This is a genomic window from Mesorhizobium sp. M4A.F.Ca.ET.022.05.2.1 (genome assembly GCF_003998845.1).
Lineage (GTDB): Bacteria > Pseudomonadota > Alphaproteobacteria > Rhizobiales > Rhizobiaceae > Mesorhizobium.
In genome coordinates this window covers 1-16,246 of sequence record NZ_RZOJ01000106.1, presented here as the reverse complement: position 1 = coordinate 16,246, position 16,246 = coordinate 1, and the positions used below count along the sequence as shown (strand labels likewise).

Annotated in this window: 16 protein-coding genes and 1 pseudogene; 8 read left to right on the top strand and 9 right to left on the bottom strand. The window is 65.1% G+C overall.

What is annotated here, in order from left to right; translation table 11 throughout:
* A pseudogene (locus EN745_RS37000) lies at nucleotides 1-130 on the bottom strand (GNAT family N-acetyltransferase); the annotation flags it as partial.
* 120 nt (nucleotides 131-250) lie between these two features.
* Between EN745_RS37000 and EN745_RS14305 the strand changes: the two are divergent.
* Nucleotides 251-1,237 carry a hypothetical protein gene (locus EN745_RS14305; RefSeq protein WP_127421562.1) on the top strand — a complete coding sequence of 329 codons (987 nt, stop codon included), beginning with the start codon at nucleotides 251-253 and terminating at the stop codon, nucleotides 1,235-1,237.
* 33 nt (nucleotides 1,238-1,270) lie between these two features.
* Here the strand turns inward: EN745_RS14305 and EN745_RS14300 are convergent, their stop codons facing one another.
* Nucleotides 1,271-1,720 carry a GatB/YqeY domain-containing protein gene (locus tag EN745_RS14300; protein ID WP_126058783.1) on the bottom strand — a complete coding sequence of 150 codons (450 nt, stop codon included), beginning with the start codon at nucleotides 1,718-1,720 and terminating at the stop codon, nucleotides 1,271-1,273.
* A gap of 257 nt (nucleotides 1,721-1,977) precedes the next feature.
* On the opposite strand from EN745_RS14300, the gene carA reads away from it, so the two are divergent.
* A complete protein-coding gene (carA, locus tag EN745_RS14295) occupies nucleotides 1,978-3,183 on the top strand; it encodes a glutamine-hydrolyzing carbamoyl-phosphate synthase small subunit (RefSeq protein WP_126058782.1) in 1,206 nt (401 codons plus the stop codon).
* A gap of 148 nt (nucleotides 3,184-3,331) precedes the next feature.
* Here carA and EN745_RS14290 read toward each other — a convergent pair whose 3' ends face one another.
* Nucleotides 3,332-4,600: a TCR/Tet family MFS transporter gene (locus EN745_RS14290; RefSeq protein WP_127421561.1), complete on the bottom strand. Its 1,269-nt coding sequence runs from the start codon at nucleotides 4,598-4,600 to the stop codon at nucleotides 3,332-3,334.
* A 161-nt stretch (nucleotides 4,601-4,761) separates the two neighbouring features.
* Nucleotides 4,762-5,673 (bottom strand): neutral zinc metallopeptidase, encoded by a 912-nt coding sequence (locus EN745_RS14285; RefSeq protein ID WP_127421560.1) that lies wholly within the window; start codon nucleotides 5,671-5,673, stop codon nucleotides 4,762-4,764.
* Between the two features lie 204 nt (nucleotides 5,674-5,877).
* Between EN745_RS14285 and EN745_RS14280 the strand changes: the two genes are divergently transcribed.
* On the top strand, nucleotides 5,878-7,929 hold the full coding sequence (locus EN745_RS14280; protein WP_127421559.1) for a hypothetical protein: 2,052 nt from the start codon (nucleotides 5,878-5,880) through the stop codon (nucleotides 7,927-7,929).
* Between the two features lie 19 nt (nucleotides 7,930-7,948).
* Here the strand turns inward: EN745_RS14280 and EN745_RS14275 are convergent, their stop codons facing one another.
* Together EN745_RS14275 and mntR are read right to left on the bottom strand one after the other, a co-directional pair.
* Nucleotides 7,949-8,137 carry a hypothetical protein gene (locus tag EN745_RS14275; protein WP_126058778.1) on the bottom strand — a complete coding sequence of 63 codons (189 nt, stop codon included), beginning with the start codon at nucleotides 8,135-8,137 and terminating at the stop codon, nucleotides 7,949-7,951.
* Nucleotides 8,138-8,235: 98 nt separating this feature from the next.
* Nucleotides 8,236-8,691 (bottom strand): manganese-binding transcriptional regulator MntR, encoded by a 456-nt coding sequence (mntR, locus tag EN745_RS14270; protein ID WP_127421558.1) that lies wholly within the window; start codon nucleotides 8,689-8,691, stop codon nucleotides 8,236-8,238.
* Nucleotides 8,692-8,943: 252 nt separating this feature from the next.
* Between mntR and EN745_RS14265 the strand changes: the two genes are divergently transcribed.
* The 3 genes from EN745_RS14265 to EN745_RS14255 all read left to right on the top strand — a co-directional run bounded on the left by EN745_RS14265 (nucleotide 8,944) and on the right by EN745_RS14255 (nucleotide 12,064).
* The gene (locus EN745_RS14265) at nucleotides 8,944-10,305 is read left to right on the top strand and encodes an Nramp family divalent metal transporter (RefSeq protein WP_127421557.1); all 1,362 of its coding nucleotides are present in this window, start codon (nucleotides 8,944-8,946) and stop codon (nucleotides 10,303-10,305) included.
* 161 nt (nucleotides 10,306-10,466) lie between these two features.
* Nucleotides 10,467-11,318, top strand: a complete 852-nt coding sequence (locus EN745_RS14260; RefSeq protein WP_126058775.1) for a protein-L-isoaspartate O-methyltransferase — start codon at nucleotides 10,467-10,469, stop codon at nucleotides 11,316-11,318.
* Between the two features lie 95 nt (nucleotides 11,319-11,413).
* On the top strand, nucleotides 11,414-12,064 hold the full coding sequence (locus tag EN745_RS14255; RefSeq protein WP_126058774.1) for a dihydrofolate reductase family protein: 651 nt from the start codon (nucleotides 11,414-11,416) through the stop codon (nucleotides 12,062-12,064).
* 236 nt (nucleotides 12,065-12,300) lie between these two features.
* Here the strand turns inward: EN745_RS14255 and EN745_RS14250 are convergent, their stop codons facing one another.
* Nucleotides 12,301-13,200, bottom strand: a complete 900-nt coding sequence (locus EN745_RS14250; RefSeq protein WP_245487722.1) for a LysR substrate-binding domain-containing protein — start codon at nucleotides 13,198-13,200, stop codon at nucleotides 12,301-12,303.
* 66 nt (nucleotides 13,201-13,266) lie between these two features.
* Here EN745_RS14250 and EN745_RS14245 point away from each other — a divergent pair, with 66 nt between their 5' ends.
* A complete protein-coding gene (locus tag EN745_RS14245; protein WP_127421556.1) occupies nucleotides 13,267-13,866 on the top strand; it encodes a LysE family translocator in 600 nt (199 codons plus the stop codon).
* An 11-nt stretch (nucleotides 13,867-13,877) separates the two neighbouring features.
* Here EN745_RS14245 and EN745_RS14240 read toward each other — a convergent pair whose 3' ends face one another.
* Nucleotides 13,878-14,672, bottom strand: coding sequence for an SDR family oxidoreductase (locus tag EN745_RS14240; protein WP_127421555.1), 795 nt, complete (start codon nucleotides 14,670-14,672; stop codon nucleotides 13,878-13,880).
* Nucleotides 14,673-14,864: 192 nt separating this feature from the next.
* Between EN745_RS14240 and EN745_RS14235 the strand changes: the two genes are divergently transcribed.
* Nucleotides 14,865-15,329, top strand: a complete 465-nt coding sequence (locus EN745_RS14235; protein WP_127421554.1) for a MarR family winged helix-turn-helix transcriptional regulator — start codon at nucleotides 14,865-14,867, stop codon at nucleotides 15,327-15,329.
* A 31-nt stretch (nucleotides 15,330-15,360) separates the two neighbouring features.
* On the opposite strand, the gene EN745_RS14230 is transcribed toward EN745_RS14235, so the two are convergent.
* A partial coding sequence (locus EN745_RS14230) for an MFS transporter (RefSeq protein ID WP_145992028.1) occupies nucleotides 15,361-16,246 on the bottom strand: 886 nt, incomplete at its 5' end.

Genomic DNA, 16,246 nt, shown 5'->3' with positions numbered 1-16,246 from the left:
CTTCCTCTATTGCCGCAAGCTGTTCGCGGGTCGCTTCCTCAAGCCGCACATTGTCCGGCGACCAGCCGCGCTCCAGCGCCGCCTTGTAGGACGGCAGATGTTCGAGCGCTGGTTTGACGATTTCAACCATGATGTATTCCGGCTTTGGGGTGGGCAGCTAAACTAGAAGTGTTTCGCAGATTGGCGCGAGGCCTTTTATGATTGGCTCGTGGTGATTCACCGCTGAGACACTGCGTTGATGGGGGGAACTATGCGATTGAGATATGTCCCGCTGGGTGTCGCTATCCTCGGCCTCCTGGCCACTGTCGTCGCCGTGACGGTATCGGCGCGATCCTTCGCCGCCCTGCAACCGTCCAACATTCCGGCCTGGCTGCACGCCCATGTTGGCGAGGGCGATGGTCAGATCGCAGCGGTCGTCCTGGAGCGGGCGCGCGCGCTTTACCTGAAAAAAGTGGCCGCCGGCGCCGTCAAGAACCCCTGCTACTTCGCCATGGATGCGACGCGTCCCGGCGATCTCGGCAATGGCGTGCTGGGGCGCCGCTACTACATCATCTGCGAAGCCAGCCAGTCGTTTCGCGCGATCTCGTCGGGCCACGGCGGCGGCCGCAACCTGAAAGGCAACGTCAATTTCTCAAACGGCAGGCGATGCGCCAAGAACTTCGGCAATGCGATGGATTCGGAATTGACCGCCGGTGGCGCCTATATGACCCGCGAGGCGAAAACCTCATTCAAAAGCTTCTATCGCACCGGCGCAAAACAGGACACCGCTTTCCTGCGCACCTTCATCCAGTTCGATGGCGAAGGCGAAGCCGCCAATGCCAGGCAGCGTGTTATTGGCGGCCACGCGGCCCAGGTGCTGCGCGGCATGTGCCTGCGCAAAAACCCGAACAGTTCTTACGCCGACCATGAAGGCATGGTGCCGTTCGGCAAGCTGGTGGACTATGCCGGCGGCCGCAGCAATGGCTGCACCAGCTGGTCGGCGGCCGATGCCACGCAGCTCATCGCGATGGTCAAGGGCAACCCGACGACGCTCTACATCTATCCGGAATCGCGCGACATCGCCGCCGCGGCGAGCGGCCATTCCGCTTCGAGCTCCTACTGGAACGCATCCTGTCTGAAGGAGATCGGCACGCCGAAATTCTGGCCGAGGACGACCCTCGAGCCGATCATTGCCCAGTACAAGAAGGACCATCCGGCACCGCCGCCACAGGCGCTGCCAATCTGCAAGGGCTCATGAGCCCGCCGCACCCATGAAGTGGGCAAGCGCAGATTACTGCAGCAGTCCTTTTACGATCGCGCTTGCCTTGGCGAAGTCCATCTGGCCGGCGTACTTCTGCTTGAGCACGCCGATCACCTTGCCCATGTCCTTCTGGCTGGCGGCGCCCATCGCCGCGATCGCCGCGCGTGCCGCGGCGGTAACGGCCGCATCGTCGAGCTGCGTCGGCAGGAAGCCGCGGATGATCTCCATCTCGCCACGCTCCTGCGCCGCGAGCTCCGGCCGCTTGCCGTCCTCGAAAGCCTTGGCCGATTCCTCGCGCTGCTTCACCATCTTGGCCAGGATCTGCAGGATCTCTTCTTCGCTCGCGGCCGGCTTGCCGGCGCCGCGATTGGCGATGTCACGGTCGTGGATGGCGGCCTGGATCAGCCGCAGGGTGGGCAAGCGGTGCTTGTCCTGCGCCTTCATCGCGCTCTTCAGGGATTCGGCGATTTTTTCGCGCATCGTGCTTCTCCTTCGAACGCGGCGGACAATAGCTTTGCCGAACCCGTAAGGCAAATCCCAGCAAGCCACTGATATTGCTTGACGAAACAGATTCAGGCCGGTTTGCGGCCTCCTCATTGACCACTCTTGCGCCTTCGCCTATGTACTCGGTCCTGCATGAGACAATGAATTGACGCGCGGAAGCCGGAGAAATCGCTGCTTCGCGCCGTTTGCTGCGCGAATGGATCCGAAGCGCGCAGGTTGACAGGAGTGCCGCCATGGCGACGATGACTGCCCCCTGGAATACCGAAAAGCCGACTGCGCTTTTGGTGCTTGCCGACGGTACCGTCATCGAAGGCCGCGGCCTTGGCGCCACCGGATCGGCGGTCGCCGAAGTCTGCTTCAACACCGCGCTTACCGGCTACCAGGAGATCCTCACCGATCCCTCCTATGCTGGCCAGATCGTCACCTTCACCTTCCCGCATATCGGCAATATCGGCACCAATGACGAGGACATCGAGGACCTCAACCCGGTCGCCCGCGCCGGCGCCGTCGGCGCCGTGTTCAAGGCCGATGTCACCAACCCGTCCAACTACCGCGCCGCCGGCCATCTCGACCAGTGGCTGAAGAAGCGCGGCATCGTCGCGCTCACGGGCATAGACACGCGCGCGCTGACCGCGCTTATTCGCGAGAAAGGCATGCCCAACGCCGTCATCGCGCATGCGCCGGACGGCGTCTTCGACCTCGACGATCTGAAGCGGCGCGCCGCCGCCTGGTCGGGCTTGATCGGCCTCGACCTCGCCAAGGACGTCACCTCGGGCCAATCCTCCGTCTGGCGCGAGACGCCCTGGGTCTGGAACGAAGGCTTTGGCGAACAGGACAAGCCGTCGCTGCATGTCGTCGCCATTGACTACGGCGTCAAGCGCAACATCCTGCGCCTGCTCGCCGGCCTCGGCGCCAAGGTCACCGTCGTGCCGGCCAAGACCGGCGCGGAGGAAATCCTCGCCATGAAGCCGGACGGCATCTTCCTCTCCAACGGTCCCGGCGATCCGGAAGCCACCGGCGACTACGCGGTGCCTGTGATCCAGGACCTGCTCAAGACCGAAATCCCGGTGTTCGGCATTTGCCTTGGCCACCAGATGCTGGCGCTGGCGCTGGGCGGCAGGACCGCCAAGATGCATCAGGGCCATCACGGCGCCAACCATCCGGTCAAGGACCACACCACCGGCAAGGTCGAGATCGTCTCGATGAACCATGGTTTCGCGGTCGACGCCGACTCGCTGCCGGAAGGCGTGGAGGAGACCCATGTCTCGCTGTTCGACGGCTCGAACTGCGGTATCGCGCTCACCGGCCGTCCGGTGTTCTCGGTCCAGCATCACCCCGAGGCCTCGCCCGGCCCGCAGGATTCGCACTATCTGTTCCGCCGCTTCGTCAACCTCATCCGCGAGAAGCGTGGCGAAGAATTGCTGGCCGAGCGCGCCTAGCGACCCAAGGCGTGTTGAGATTCAGGTCAGGCCGAGTCGAAAATGGCGGTTTCCGAGAACCGGAGCGGAGCGTACTTGAAGTACGTGAGCACCGGAAGCGCAGGAAACCGCTATTTGCAGGCCGGCATCACCTGAATACCAACACGCCTCAAGCCGGATCGGTCACGGCCTCCTGCGCGTGCATGCGCTCGACCTCCTTCGGCGTCGGCTTGGCGACTTTCGTGACGAAGACGATCACCGCCAGGGTGAGGAAGACCGCACCCAGCAGATAGGGTGCGCCGCCGAACACGACCGGCGCGCTCGGCCCGGTGAACCAGGAAAAGATCCCCGTGTAGAGCAGCGGTGTGATGATCGAGGTGATCGAGAAGATCGACGTCATCGCCCCCTGCAGTTCGCCCTGCGCTGAAGGCGGCACCTTGGCGGCGGCGAGGCTTCTCAGCGGCGGGTCGGCCAGCGCCTCCAGGCAGCCGACGACGATCACCGCATAGATCATCCAGCCCTGCGAGGCGAAGGCGTAGCCGAAGGCGCTTAGCGCGGTGAAGGTGAGGCCGATCGCCGCCGTCTTCCACTCGCCGAGCTTTGGAATGACGCGCGGCAGCACCGTCGCCATGACGATTGCCCCACACAGGCCGAAGGCGCCGAGCGAGAAGCCGATCTGCTGCTCGCTCCAGCCATAGCGATAATTGGACACGAACGACCACACCGCCGGGTACATCATATGCCCGAGCGTCATCAGGAAGAAGACCAGGCCGATCCAGCCGATGCCTTGATAGTTGCGCATCTGGATGAGCGTGCCGACCGGGTTGGCGCGTTTCCACTCGAAGCGGCGGCGATGCTTGTCGTCGAGCGTCTCCGGCAGCAGGAACAGCGCGATCACGAAGTTCACCAAGGCAAGCCCGGCGGCGAAATAGAAGGGCACGCGCGGACCGAACGTGCCGAGCAGGCCGCCCAGCACCGGCCCGATGACGAAGCCGACGCCGAAGGCGATGCCGAGCAGGCCGAAATTCTTCGCCCGGTTCTCGTCGGTCGAGATGTCGGCGATGAAGGCCGATGTCGTCGAATAACTGGCGCCCGAGATGCCGGCCAGCACGCGCCCGATGAACAGCATCGGATAGGACCAGGCGACGGCGCAAATCAGATTGTCGATGGAGAAGGTGAGCACGGAGGCGAGCAGGATCGGCCGCCGTCCGAACCGGTCGCTCAAGCCGCCAATGACGGGCGCGAAGAAGAACTGCATCGCCGCATAGACGAAGAACAGCCAGCCGCCCTCGATCGCCGCCTCGCTGACGCCGACACCGGTCAGTTCCTGCAGATAGGCCGGCAGCACCGGCATGATGATGCCGAAGCCGATAATGTCGAGCAGCAGCGTCGTGAAAACGAGCGCAAGGCCCCGCCTGGCGGTTTTCGGGTCGATCATGATGGCGTCAAGCTCCTCGGCCGCCTAGCAGCAAAGGCGGGTGCACCTTATAGGCGAGCCCGCCGCCAAGAACAATAAGGGAACGACAGCAACTGCCTCATCCTGACATCAGTTGCCGTGGTGGCCGATCCTTGATCGCGCGGAACGAAGCGGATGTCGCCTCAAATTGGGTTGTTGAACGTGTCGCAGTCCGAAAGCTTGCCGCTCTTGTAGCCGCGCGCCAGCCAGGTCTGACGCTGCTGCGAGGTGCCGTGGTTGAAGCTTTCCGGCACGACGTAGCCCTGCATCTTCTTTTGAAGCGTGTCGTCGCCGATCTGCTTGGCGGCATTGAGAGCGCTCTCGATGTCGCCCTGTTCGAGAATGCCCTTCTGCGCGGTGTAATGCGCCCAGACACCGGCGAAGCAGTCGGCCTGCAACTCCACCTGCATCGACATGTGGTTGGCGTCGGCCTCGCTCATCCCCTGCCGCATCTTGTTGAATTTGGGCAGGATGCCGGTGAGATTCTGCACATGGTGGCCGACCTCATGCGCGATCACATAGGCCCGGGCAAATTCGCCGGAAGCGCCGAACTGCTGGTCGAGCTGCTGGAAGAAAGTCATGTCGAGGTAGACCTTGTGGTCGCCGGGACAATAGAACGGTCCGGCCGCAGCCGAGGCGAAGCCGCAGGCCGAGCGGATCTGGCTGCTGAACAGCACCAGCTTCGGATCCTCATAGGTCCGGCCATTGGCCTGGAAGATGCCTTTCCAAGTGTCCTCGGTTTCGGCGAGCACGGTCGAGACGAACTGCTTCATCTCGTCGGAAGCCGGCTCTCCTCCGCTGCCTTCGCTGCCGCTGTCGTCGGTGATCTGGCCGCCACTGTCGCCGCCGCCCAGTATCTGTGACGGATCGAAGCCGAAATACCATCCGGCCAGCACAACCAGGATGACGATGAAGAGGCTGGAACCGCCGCCGGCGCGCCCACCGATCGGAATGCGGAACTGGCCGGGGCTGCCGCCGCCGAATCCGCCGCCGCCACCGGTGTCGCTGCGCTCGTCCTCGACGTTGTCACTCTGACGACGGCCTCTCCAGAGCATGGCAACTCCTCGCGATGCGAATTTCCAAACGGCCAGGCCGGCATCCTGGTGCCAATCAGACCCAACCAACAATTATCCCAATGGTTGCAGCAAGTCACAGCATTTTTCGCTTGCAACCGGTGCTGGAATGAGCGGCTCGAGAACTATGGCCGAGACCGGACAAGGCCTGTAGCATGGCGCCCGGACAAGGGATGCGAGGGGCGCTTGCGGACGATCGGCCGTTTCCTGTTTCTGCTGGTGTTGGCCGGTTTCGGCGCTGGGGCGGCGCCTGCCGCCACGCTCGATTCCAGCGTCGCCGTCACCGATCCCGCGACCCTGCAGGCGCTTGAGCGCGGCGGTCTGTCGATCAGCCGCTTGCTCGGGCCGGCGATCGGGCTGACACGCGATGTCGACAATCGCGGCCTGTTTTCGGTGCGCGCGCTGACGCCGGTGCGCAATGCCGTCAAGCATGAGATCGCCGACGAGCCGGCGGCAAGCCCAGATCCCTATGTTGCCGGATTGGCGAAGTCCAAGGACACAAGCCAGAAGTTCAATCCGAAATACATCGACGACAACGGCTCGACGCTGGACCTCACCGGCGTCGTCAACCGCATGGATCGCGGCTATCTCGGCCACACCGAATGCGGCGAGATCCGGCTGATCTACCGTTTCCACTATTCGGTCGAGGAAAAGCCCGGAGAGCGTGTCTCCTCGCGCCTGCCGCTGACGATGAGCCTGGTCTTCAACGCCAAGCCGACGGCCGCGACGGGGCGCGCCTCCAAGGATCGCCCGCGCGCCGCCGATGGGTCCTGCGCCGACGTCGCCAGGCGCTGGCTGGCGGCCGGCGGGAAGGACCTTGCGCCCGAGCAGCTTGCGGCCTGGCTGCGCTCCGAGGAAGGCCCGCTGTCAGGCGCCATGCTCAATTCCTCGCAGATCATGCGGCTCGAGCTCAACATGCAGGTGCTGCGCCTGTCGGCCTCGACCCGCCGCGATTTCGGCGGCCATGCCGAATATCTGCTGAAGATATTCAAATGGGATCCGGCCACCGCCACCTTCCAGGAATCGCGGATGGAGAACCAGATCGACCGCAAGACGGTGCTGACCGACAGGCAGGCCTTCGCCAAATGGCTGCTTACCGACCGCAACATCTACGATCTCGACCGCGGCCGGCTGGTCATCGACGAGAGGTTCCTGGCAACCAGCGCCGTCTCCGTGGCTCCGGGCGGCATGGCGCGCTCGCAAAACAACATCGCTTATGGCTTGCTCGACGATGCCGCGGTCGACAAGGCGCTGAAGGACTATGTCGCCAGCGGCAACGCGCTGCGCACCATAAAGTCAGTGGCCGGCTTCAATCTGCGCCTCAACGAGATGAGCTGCACCGGCTGCCACCAGACCCACGGCATTGCCGGCTTCCACTACACCGGCGCCGATCCGGCCAGCGAGCCACGCCGCAACGCCGTCTTCGTGCCGGGCTCGGCGGTCTTCTTCGCCGACCTGCCGCGTCGCCTCGCCATCGTCGAGCAGTTCGCCGCCGGCCAGCATCCCGATTTCAGCAGAGGCTTCGCCGCCCGTCCGGACGCGAAGTTCGCCGAGGTGCTGAAGGGCACCGATCTCTACAATGGCTGGGGCTCGATCTGCTATCGCGGCACGGATGAAAGCTTCAAGGACTGGAGCTGCGGCGAAGGCCTGCGCTGCGCCGGCGTCCACGAAAGCGCCATCCATCCGGGCTTCGGCACTTGCGTCAGCGAGGCCGGTACTGCGGTCGGCGATCCCGTGGAGTTCGGCGAGATCAAAATGTCGAAATGGGGCAGCGACCAGTATTGTCGCCTGTCGCCGGCGACGGCGAAAGCCTGCGCCATCGATCCGGCAAGGGACAAGAAACCGCCGATCAAGCTTGCCGGCTACGGCGCGGCGCGCCAGCGCTACGACAACCCCGAGCAGAAGACCGGCGGCTTTCCCGGCGGCATGCTGCGCAAGGCGAGCTGCGACAAGCTGCCCGAGGAGGCGAGCTGCGGGCGGCTCGCCAAGACCGGCTTCAACGATTGCATCGGGTCCGGCAAGGACCACAAATATTGCACCAGGGAGTTCACCAAGACCGCCGGCCTGCGCGCCTGTGACAAAACACATCCCTGCCGCGAGGACTATATCTGCACCGCCGGCTATGAAGACCTGGCCGAGGCCAAGCCCGGCAAGGGCACCTGCATCCCGCCCTATTTCATCTTCCAGTTCCGCGTCGACGGCCACCCGCGCAGCTGGGTGCAGGATACCGAGGAGTGAACGCCGCCAGCCTGCAGCGTCAAGGCTTCTGCTTGCTGCCGGCGCTCTTGCCGTCGGAACTTTTCGAGCGCTCCTCGAAGCGCGCCGCGCCCTTCTGCAGCGGCCGGCCGGTCTCGGCTTCCGTCTTGCGCTCGTCCTTTGCCGCCGCCCGTCTCAGTCCCTTTGCGGCCTGTTTGCCTTTTGCGGTCGGTGCCTGTTCTACGCCCATCTCTTCCTCCCTGGCGCGGCTATCGCGCCGAAGAGCAACGCTCTGGACGTAACTGGGTTCCGGAGGATTCGGCCTCGGAGGGCGGCGGCTGGCGAGGCTCAGCGCGTCGCGATCATCGCCTTGCGGAAAGCCTCGAGCGTCTCGGCGCTGACATGGTGCTCGATGCCCTCGGCGTCGATGCGCGCTGTCTCGGCGCTGACCCCGAGCGAGCGCAGGAAGGCTTCCACCGTCTGGTGGCGGATGCGGCTTTCCTCCGCCACCTTGCGGCCGGCCTCGGTCAGGAACACGCCGCGATAGGGCTTTCGCGAAACCAGACCGTCGGCGCAGAGCCTGGTCAGCATCTTCGCCACCGTCGGCTGGGCGACGCCGAGCCTGGCGGCGATGTCGACCTGCCGTGCCTCGTTGCCGTCCTCGATCAGGTCGGCGATCAGCTCGACATAGTCCTCGACGAGGGCGCTGCGGCGCGCTTCGCGCGTCTGCCGGAAGCCCGCCGAATGGACATCGGCGTCCGGAAGCGGCTCTTCGCGTCGAACCGGTCTGTTCCTCAGCGCCAATGCGCGCTCCTCCACGCTAACCGCGAGCCAAGTGCCCGCGACGTTGAATCGGGTCCGTAGTCATAGCACGGACCCCGACTATCTGGCCGTTTATTTGCATTCCACCCCAGGCGCAACGGGGTCCGCACCCGGTTGCCCCTGTCACTTGGCGTCGTCGCAAAAGCATAAACAATGAAATATAGCCTATTGCATAATGTTGAGCCATGGCATAGATAGGGAACATCCTCGACCCTTTTCAGCGGAAAATCCCTGATGTCCGACGCAGCAGCCGTATCCAGACCCGCGTGGCGTTTTGCCCGGCCCGACGAGGATGAACAGCCCAGTCTGCGCGAGGTCAACGCCTCCATCACCGTGCCGCAGACCGGCATCTGGTTTCGCCGCCTGTTCGCCTTCATGGGCCCGGGCTACATGGTTTCCGTCGGCTATATGGATCCGGGCAACTGGGCGACCGACCTCGCCGGTGGCGCCCAGTTCGGCTACACACTGCTGTTCATCATCATGCTGTCGAACCTGATGGCGATCCTGCTGCAGGCGCTTGCCGCCCGGCTTGGCATCGCCACCGGCCGCGACCTCGCCCAGGCCTGCCGCGCGCACTATCCGCGCTCCGTCAACTTCCTGCTGTGGATCGCCTGCGAGTTGGCCATCATCGCCTGCGACCTGGCCGAGGTCATCGGCACGGCGATCGCGCTGCAGCTGCTGTTCGGCATTCCGCTGATCGGCGGCGCCATGCTCACCGCTCTCGATGCCTTCCTGGTGCTCATGCTGATGAACAGGGGCTTCCGCTACCTCGAGGCCTTCGTCATCGCGCTGCTGATCATCATCTTCGGCTGTTTTGCCATCCAGATCTTCGCCGCCGCTCCGCCGGTCGGCTCGATCCTGCATTCGATGTTCGTGCCGTCGTCTCAGATCGTCACCAACCCGGCGATGCTCTACATCGCCATCGGCATCATCGGCGCCACCGTCATGCCGCACAATCTCTATTTGCACTCCTCGATCGTTCAGACCCGTGCCTATGAGCGCACCGACCGGGGCAGGCGCGACGCGATCAAGTGGGCGACCATGGACTCGACCATCGCGCTGATCCTGGCGCTGTTCGTCAACGCCTCTATCTTGATCGTCTCGGCGGTGGCCTTCCACGGCACCGGCCACCAGGACGTCGCCGAGATCGGCCAGGCCTTCGAGCTCCTATCGCCGCTGCTCGGCCTCGGCATCGCCTCGATCCTGTTCGCCGTGGCTCTGCTCGCCTCCGGCCTCAACTCCACGGTCACCGCGACGCTTGCCGGCCAGATCGTCATGGAGGGCTTCCTGCGCCTGCGCATCCCGCAATGGGCACGCCGCCTGCTGACCCGCGGCATCGCCATCGTGCCGGTGGTGATCGTCACCGCGCTCTACGGCGAGAGGGGCACCGGCCAGCTGCTGGTGTTCAGCCAGGTGATCCTGTCGATGCAGCTGCCCTTCGCGGTCATCCCTTTGGTGCAGTTTGTCTCCGACAAGAAGAAGATGGGCAATTTCGCCATCCCGCGCGCCGTCGCCCTGCTCGCCTGGGTGGTCGCCGCCATCATCCTGGTGCTCAATTTCAAGCTGCTCTACGACACCATCGCCGGCTTCGGCTGAGAACAATGCATGTCGCCCAAAAGTGCGCTGCGGTTTTGGGACAACGGCATGCATGAAGCAGGAAACTCAAACCCTGTCGCTTAATTCCCTCCTGGCGTGACACGCATTGAACGCGCGGCACCGCGACAAAATCGCGGGCCGCGCTATCTTCTTTAGCCATCATGACCGGAACCGCTGAGGCCCGCGAATTCTACGCCCGACTGATGGCCGCTCATGCCGGCTCGGCTGATCCGCGCCTCGGGGAAGCTTTCGCCACCGTTCCGCGCGAGGCCTTCCTTGGTCCCGGACCGTGGACCATCATCGCCGGCGACGGCAGGGTTAAGACGCCGAGCGCCGATCCCGCCCACATCTACCAGAACGTGCTGGTGACGCTCGACGCCGACAAGGGCATCAACAATGGCGAACCCTGCCTGCACGCAATGTGGTTCGGCCGGATCGCGCCCAGGCCAGGCGAGGCCGTCACCCATATCGGCGCCGGCACTGGCTACTACACGGCGCTGCTGGCGAAGCTGGTCGCGCCCGGCCCGGTCACCGCCTTCGAGCTTGACGCAGCACTTGCCGCCAGCGCCGAGCAGAACCTCACGGCCTATGAGAATGTGGCCGTCATCCATGGCAATGCCGTCACTAGCCCGCTGCCTGCGTCCGACATCATCTATGTCAATGCCGGCGTGGCAGCGCCTCCGGCCGCCTGGCTGAAGGCGCTGAAGCCGGGAGGCCGCATGGTCTTCCCATGGCGTCCCGCCGAACGCGTTGCGCTGGCCGTGCTGGTGACCAGCACGGAATTCGGCTTCGCCTGCCAACCGTTCATGGGCTCGTGGTTTATCCCTTGCGTCGGCGCATCGACCCCGGACCCCTCTGCGAAAATCCCCGATCGCGAGAAGGCGGCGCGCAGCCGTTCGATCTGGCTGATCAGCGACAAGGCGCCGGACCGCACTGCCACGGCAATCATCGGCGAGGTTTGGTTCTCGTCGCACGGCGTCGGCCGCGGCAGGGGGATGAGCGCGCTGCGGTAGATATTTTTGCGGCCGCTGTCGAGCCGTCGCCTGTCCATGCGTCCTAAGGCCGAAATCCGGCCCGACGGCGCGGACCACGAAAAGGGAGAGTTCCAATGAGGAAGATCATCGCCGCCACGTTCGTCAGCCTCGACGGCGTCATGCAGGCGCCCGGCGGTCCGGAGGAGGACCCGGTCGGCGGCTTCAAGTTCGGCGGCTGGACGTTCCATTACTTCGACGAGGTGGCGGGCGCGGCCCTGGATGAACTGTTCTCCAAGCCGTTCGCCCTGCTGCTCGGCCGCAGAACCTACGACATCTTCGCCGCCTACTGGCCGTATCAGAAGGACTCGATCGCGGATGCCTTCAACCCTGCGACCAAATATGTGGCGACGCATCGGCCGGATTCGCTCACCTGGCAGAACACGCAATGGCTTGGGGAAGATATCGTCGCGACGTTGCGCCGCCTCAAGCAGGACGACGGACCTGACCTGCTCATCCAGGGATCGGGCAGTCTGATCCAGACCCTGCTTGCCCACGGGCTGATCGACGAGATCAGGTTGATGATCTTCCCGCTGTTGCTGGGCAAGGGCAAGCGGCTGTTCGACGACGGCGCGATGCCGGCCGCCTTCAAGCTCACCAAGTCGCAGGCCACCACCACCGGCGTCATCATGGCGACCTACGAGCGGGGCGGCGAGATCAGGACCGGATCATTCGCGCAGGACAAGCCGTCCGACGCCGAGCTCGAGCGGCGCATGAACTGGAAGTAGCGGGGCGGCCTCCCTCCGGAGTGGGAGAGGTGGAGCTGCGGAGCAGCGACGGAGCGGGGGAAGTCGGTCCTCAAATGCACCGCCGCTGACAACTCGCCACGGGCCTCAATCAGGGCGAAGCATCGCCTCGGCTTGAAGTAAAAACGCTCGAGCCGGGTCGACCCCCGCTCCGTCGAGCTTCGCTCGACACCTCTCCCCCGATCGACGTGGGAGAGGAACCCAAGTTCTTCCAGGTCTCAAGCCGCCACCTGCCGCCGCGCCAGCCCGTCGCGGATGTGTCGCGCAAACTCTCGCGCAGCGGGCTCGGTGCCGTATTTCGGCAGATGCAGGTTGATAGCGAAATTCGGCAGCGCCGGAAGGTCAGGGCCGGAAGGCAGGATGTCGAGGTCCGCCGGCACGGTCGATGCCAGCCAGGTGGTGACTGCAAGGTCCGCCCGCACCGTTGCCGTCGTCGCGTCGATGTTGCCGTTCTCGAACACCGTGCGCCATTCCAGCCCCTGCTCGCTGAGCGCTGAAAGCACCGCCGGGCGGAAGGCGCATGTGTCGGCGACCATCGACACCGGCAACGGGCGCTTGCGGTGCGCGGCGCCGCCCCTGGCGCCGACCCAGACCAGCCGGTCGACCGCCAGGCATTCGCCGGCGGACGGACCGACCCGTTCCTCGATGACGGCGAGATCGATCATGCCGGCCGCGAGCGCCGCCGCAAGCTCCGGCGAGGCGGCGCAATGGAGCGAAATCTCGACCTGCGGATAGGTATCGGCATAGGCCTTGAGCACCGGCGCGAGCAAGGTGCCGACAAGATCGTAGGCCACGCCGAGCCTGACCTTCCCCGCAACCGCGCTGCCGGCAATCTCGGCCCAGATCTCGTCATTGAGCGAGAGCAGCCGCCTGCCCTTGCCGAACAGCCGCTCGCCTGCCCTGGTCAGCCGCAAGCCGCGCCGGTCGCGCTCGAACAGGCTGCAGTCGAGAACGTCCTCCAGCCGCTTGATCTGCTGGCTGACGGCGCCTTGCGTAAGGTTGAGCGCATTGGCCGCCGCCGTCATGCTGGCTCTGTCGGCCGCGGTGACGAACGTCCGGATTAAAGCAGTGTCGAGATTGCGGATCATCGTGTCATTATAGACTCTAATATCATCCATAACAAACATTACATTTACTAATGAACTACCAGACTTAGCATGCAGGTTCCCGCGAAAGGAGCCTGCATGTTCAAAACCATCCTTCCACTCGCCCTGTTCGCTCTCATCTCCACCTCGACGCCGGGCATTGCCACGACCCTGTCGACGGCCTCCGGCGCGCAGTTCGGCTTTCGCCGATCCGTGCCGCTGATGGCCGGCAGCGCCGCCGGCCTGGCTACTGTGGCGGCCGCGGGTGCCGCCGGGCTCGCCGGCCTGCTCGCCGCCGTCCCGTCCCTGCAACTGGCGATGAAGATCGCGGGCTCGCTCTATCTGATCTGGCTGGCGGTCAAGATCGGCCGCAGCGGCCCGCCGAACCTCGACGTGTCCATGGCCAGGCCGAATAGCTTCCTCGGCGGCGCCGGCATTCAGTGGATGAACCCGAAGGGTTGGGCGATGGGCCTGGGCGCCGCCGCATCCTTCGCGGCGGTTGCCGACGGCCCCCTACAGCTGGCGCTGCTGCTCGGCGCGGTGTTCGGGCTTGCCGCGGCCTTCTCGTTGTCGCTGTGGTGCGTGGCCGGCACGCTGCTCGCACGGCTGCTCAAGACCGAGCGGCAGTGGCGCGCGCTCAACATTGCGCTTGGCCTGCTGCTGGCCGCCTCGATCCTGCAGATGTGGCGGCCAGCCTAGCAGCAGGGGGACTATATGGCGTAGCGTGCCGCCGGCTTGCCGGCGAACAGGCTGCCGTAGAAATGGTCCCTGGCGCCGAGATATGTATCCAAGCCGGCCGGGTCGGCAAGGCCTGGCGCGGTAACGGTCTCGCCCTGGGCAAAACCGGCAAGTGCCGCGTCGACCAGATCGTCGGCCGTCATCACCCAGTCCTGGTTGATCCTGTCGAGGCTGATCCCGGACACGTCCCAGAACTCGGTGCGGATCGGTCCGGGCAGCACGACCTGTGCCCTCACCTCGGTGCCGGCGACTTCGCTCTGCAACGCTTCAGTGAAGTTGACGACATAGGCCTTGGTGCCGCTGTAGATGCCACCGACGGCGATGCCGTAGGCGACCACTGAGGCGATGTTGACGATGGCGCCTCGGTTGCGCGCAAGCAGGCCCGGCAGCACCGCGCGGGTCAAACGCGTCAAGGCGATGACATTGACCTTGATCATGCGCTCGGCGGAGTCCGCATCGGCCTCGGCGATCACTTGCAGCCCACCCATGCCGGCATTGTTGACCAGCAGCGTCACGCTCTCGTCGGCCGCGATCGCCTGCTCGACCCGGCGCAGGTCGCTGTCGTCGGTAAGATCGGCGACAATCGTCTTAACCTTGCTGCCATAGGCATAGGCCAGCCTGTCCGCAACTTCCTGCAGCCGGTCGGCGCGCCGCGCCACCAGCACCAGATCGTAGCCCTGCCCGGCCAGCCGGTCGGCATAGACCGCGCCGATGCCCGACGAGGCGCCGGTGATCACGGCCGTGCCCTTGTTATCCTTCGTGCTCATTGTCCTGTTCCCTTGTTCGTGTCGCTCTAGTTCGGCGACGACGATCACGCCATTCGCCGACATGTCCGATTTAATATTAGTGGCATATGCCACTTTCACCGAAGTAGGTATATGCCACTATCTTGTCAACGGCGGCGGCGAAAACTATTTCTGCGGCAGGCCGGCGCAGCTTTTCGCCGGCAAGGAGCGAACATGACCGGAACCCAGAAGCCAGGATTCAGCCGCTGCAACAACGCGACGCTGCGGCGCGCCGCGCGCAGGCTGGGGCGCTTCTACGATGACGCTCTGGCGCCATCGGGCTTGAAGGGCACGCAGTTCGGCCTGCTCTTTCAGATCCATGTCGGCAGCGAGCCGGCGATGGGCACCATCGCCGAGGCGCTGATCATGGACCTCTCGGCGCTCGGGCACACGCTGAAGCCGCTGATCCGCGACGGCTATGTCGAGACTTTCGCCGACAAGGACGACCGCCGCGTCAAGCGCGTGCGGCTGACGCCGCAGGGCAATGTCAAGCTGGACGAGGCGATCAGGCTGTGGAGCGCGGCGCAGCAGCGTTTCGAGGACAAGGTCGGCGCCGAGCAGGCGGCGAAGCTTCGCGCGGCGCTGGACGCGGTGGCTGATCTCGATCTGGAAATGCCGGCGGCCACTCCTTCGCTCTGAATAAGCGGCCGCCAATCCAGCTTTGCAGCGGCTACTCGGCCGGCATTGCGACCGGGCGGGCCAATGCCCGGCCGGCCAGCACGATACCCAGGCCTACGATCGGAAACACTGCCGCGACAAGGCCGAGATCGGCCGGCACGCCGTAGCGCAGCACCATACTCCCGACCACCGCGCCCAGCGCCACGCCGAGATAGAGCGCCGAGGCGTTGAGCGAGAGCACGATCGGCGCGGCGTCCGGCGCCAGCTTGATGATGCGGCTGGCCTGCGCCGGCGGGAACGCCCAGCCGACGATGCCCCACGGCACCATCATGCCCATCAGCGCCGGCCCGGCGATATGCTGCGGCAGGAAGGTCGGGATCAGCGAGAAGGTAACCACCATCGCCGCGCTCAGCGCCAATGACCAGGCGACGGTGCGCGTCGCGCCGAAGCGGTCGGCCGCCTGGCCGCCGGCAATGTTGCCGATGACGGCGCCGACGCCGAAGGCGAGCAGCATTCCGGGCAGCGCCAGCGGGCTCAAGCCCCCGCTCTGGATGGCCAGCGGCGCAATGAAGCTGAAAACGGTGAAGGCGCCAACCAGCGCTAGGGCGGTCGTCAGCAGGATCGGCATCACGCCGGGCCGCAGCGCCGCCGCCAGACGCGCCCGGAGCGGCAGCCTGGTGCCGATGATGCCGCGTGGCAGCCGGTACCAGAGGATCGCGCCGGCCAGCGCGCCAAGTCCGGCGATGGCGAAGAAAGTGCCACGCCAGCCGGCCACTGCCGCGACAAGCGCACCGAGCGGCGCGCCGACTGCAACCGCCACCGTGGTGCCGCCGACGACGACGGCAATGGCACGCGCCCGGTGATGGTCATCGACCAGCGCCACCGCCGTGCCTTGCGCGGTCGCGGCGAACAGACCGGACGACAGCGCCATGATCATG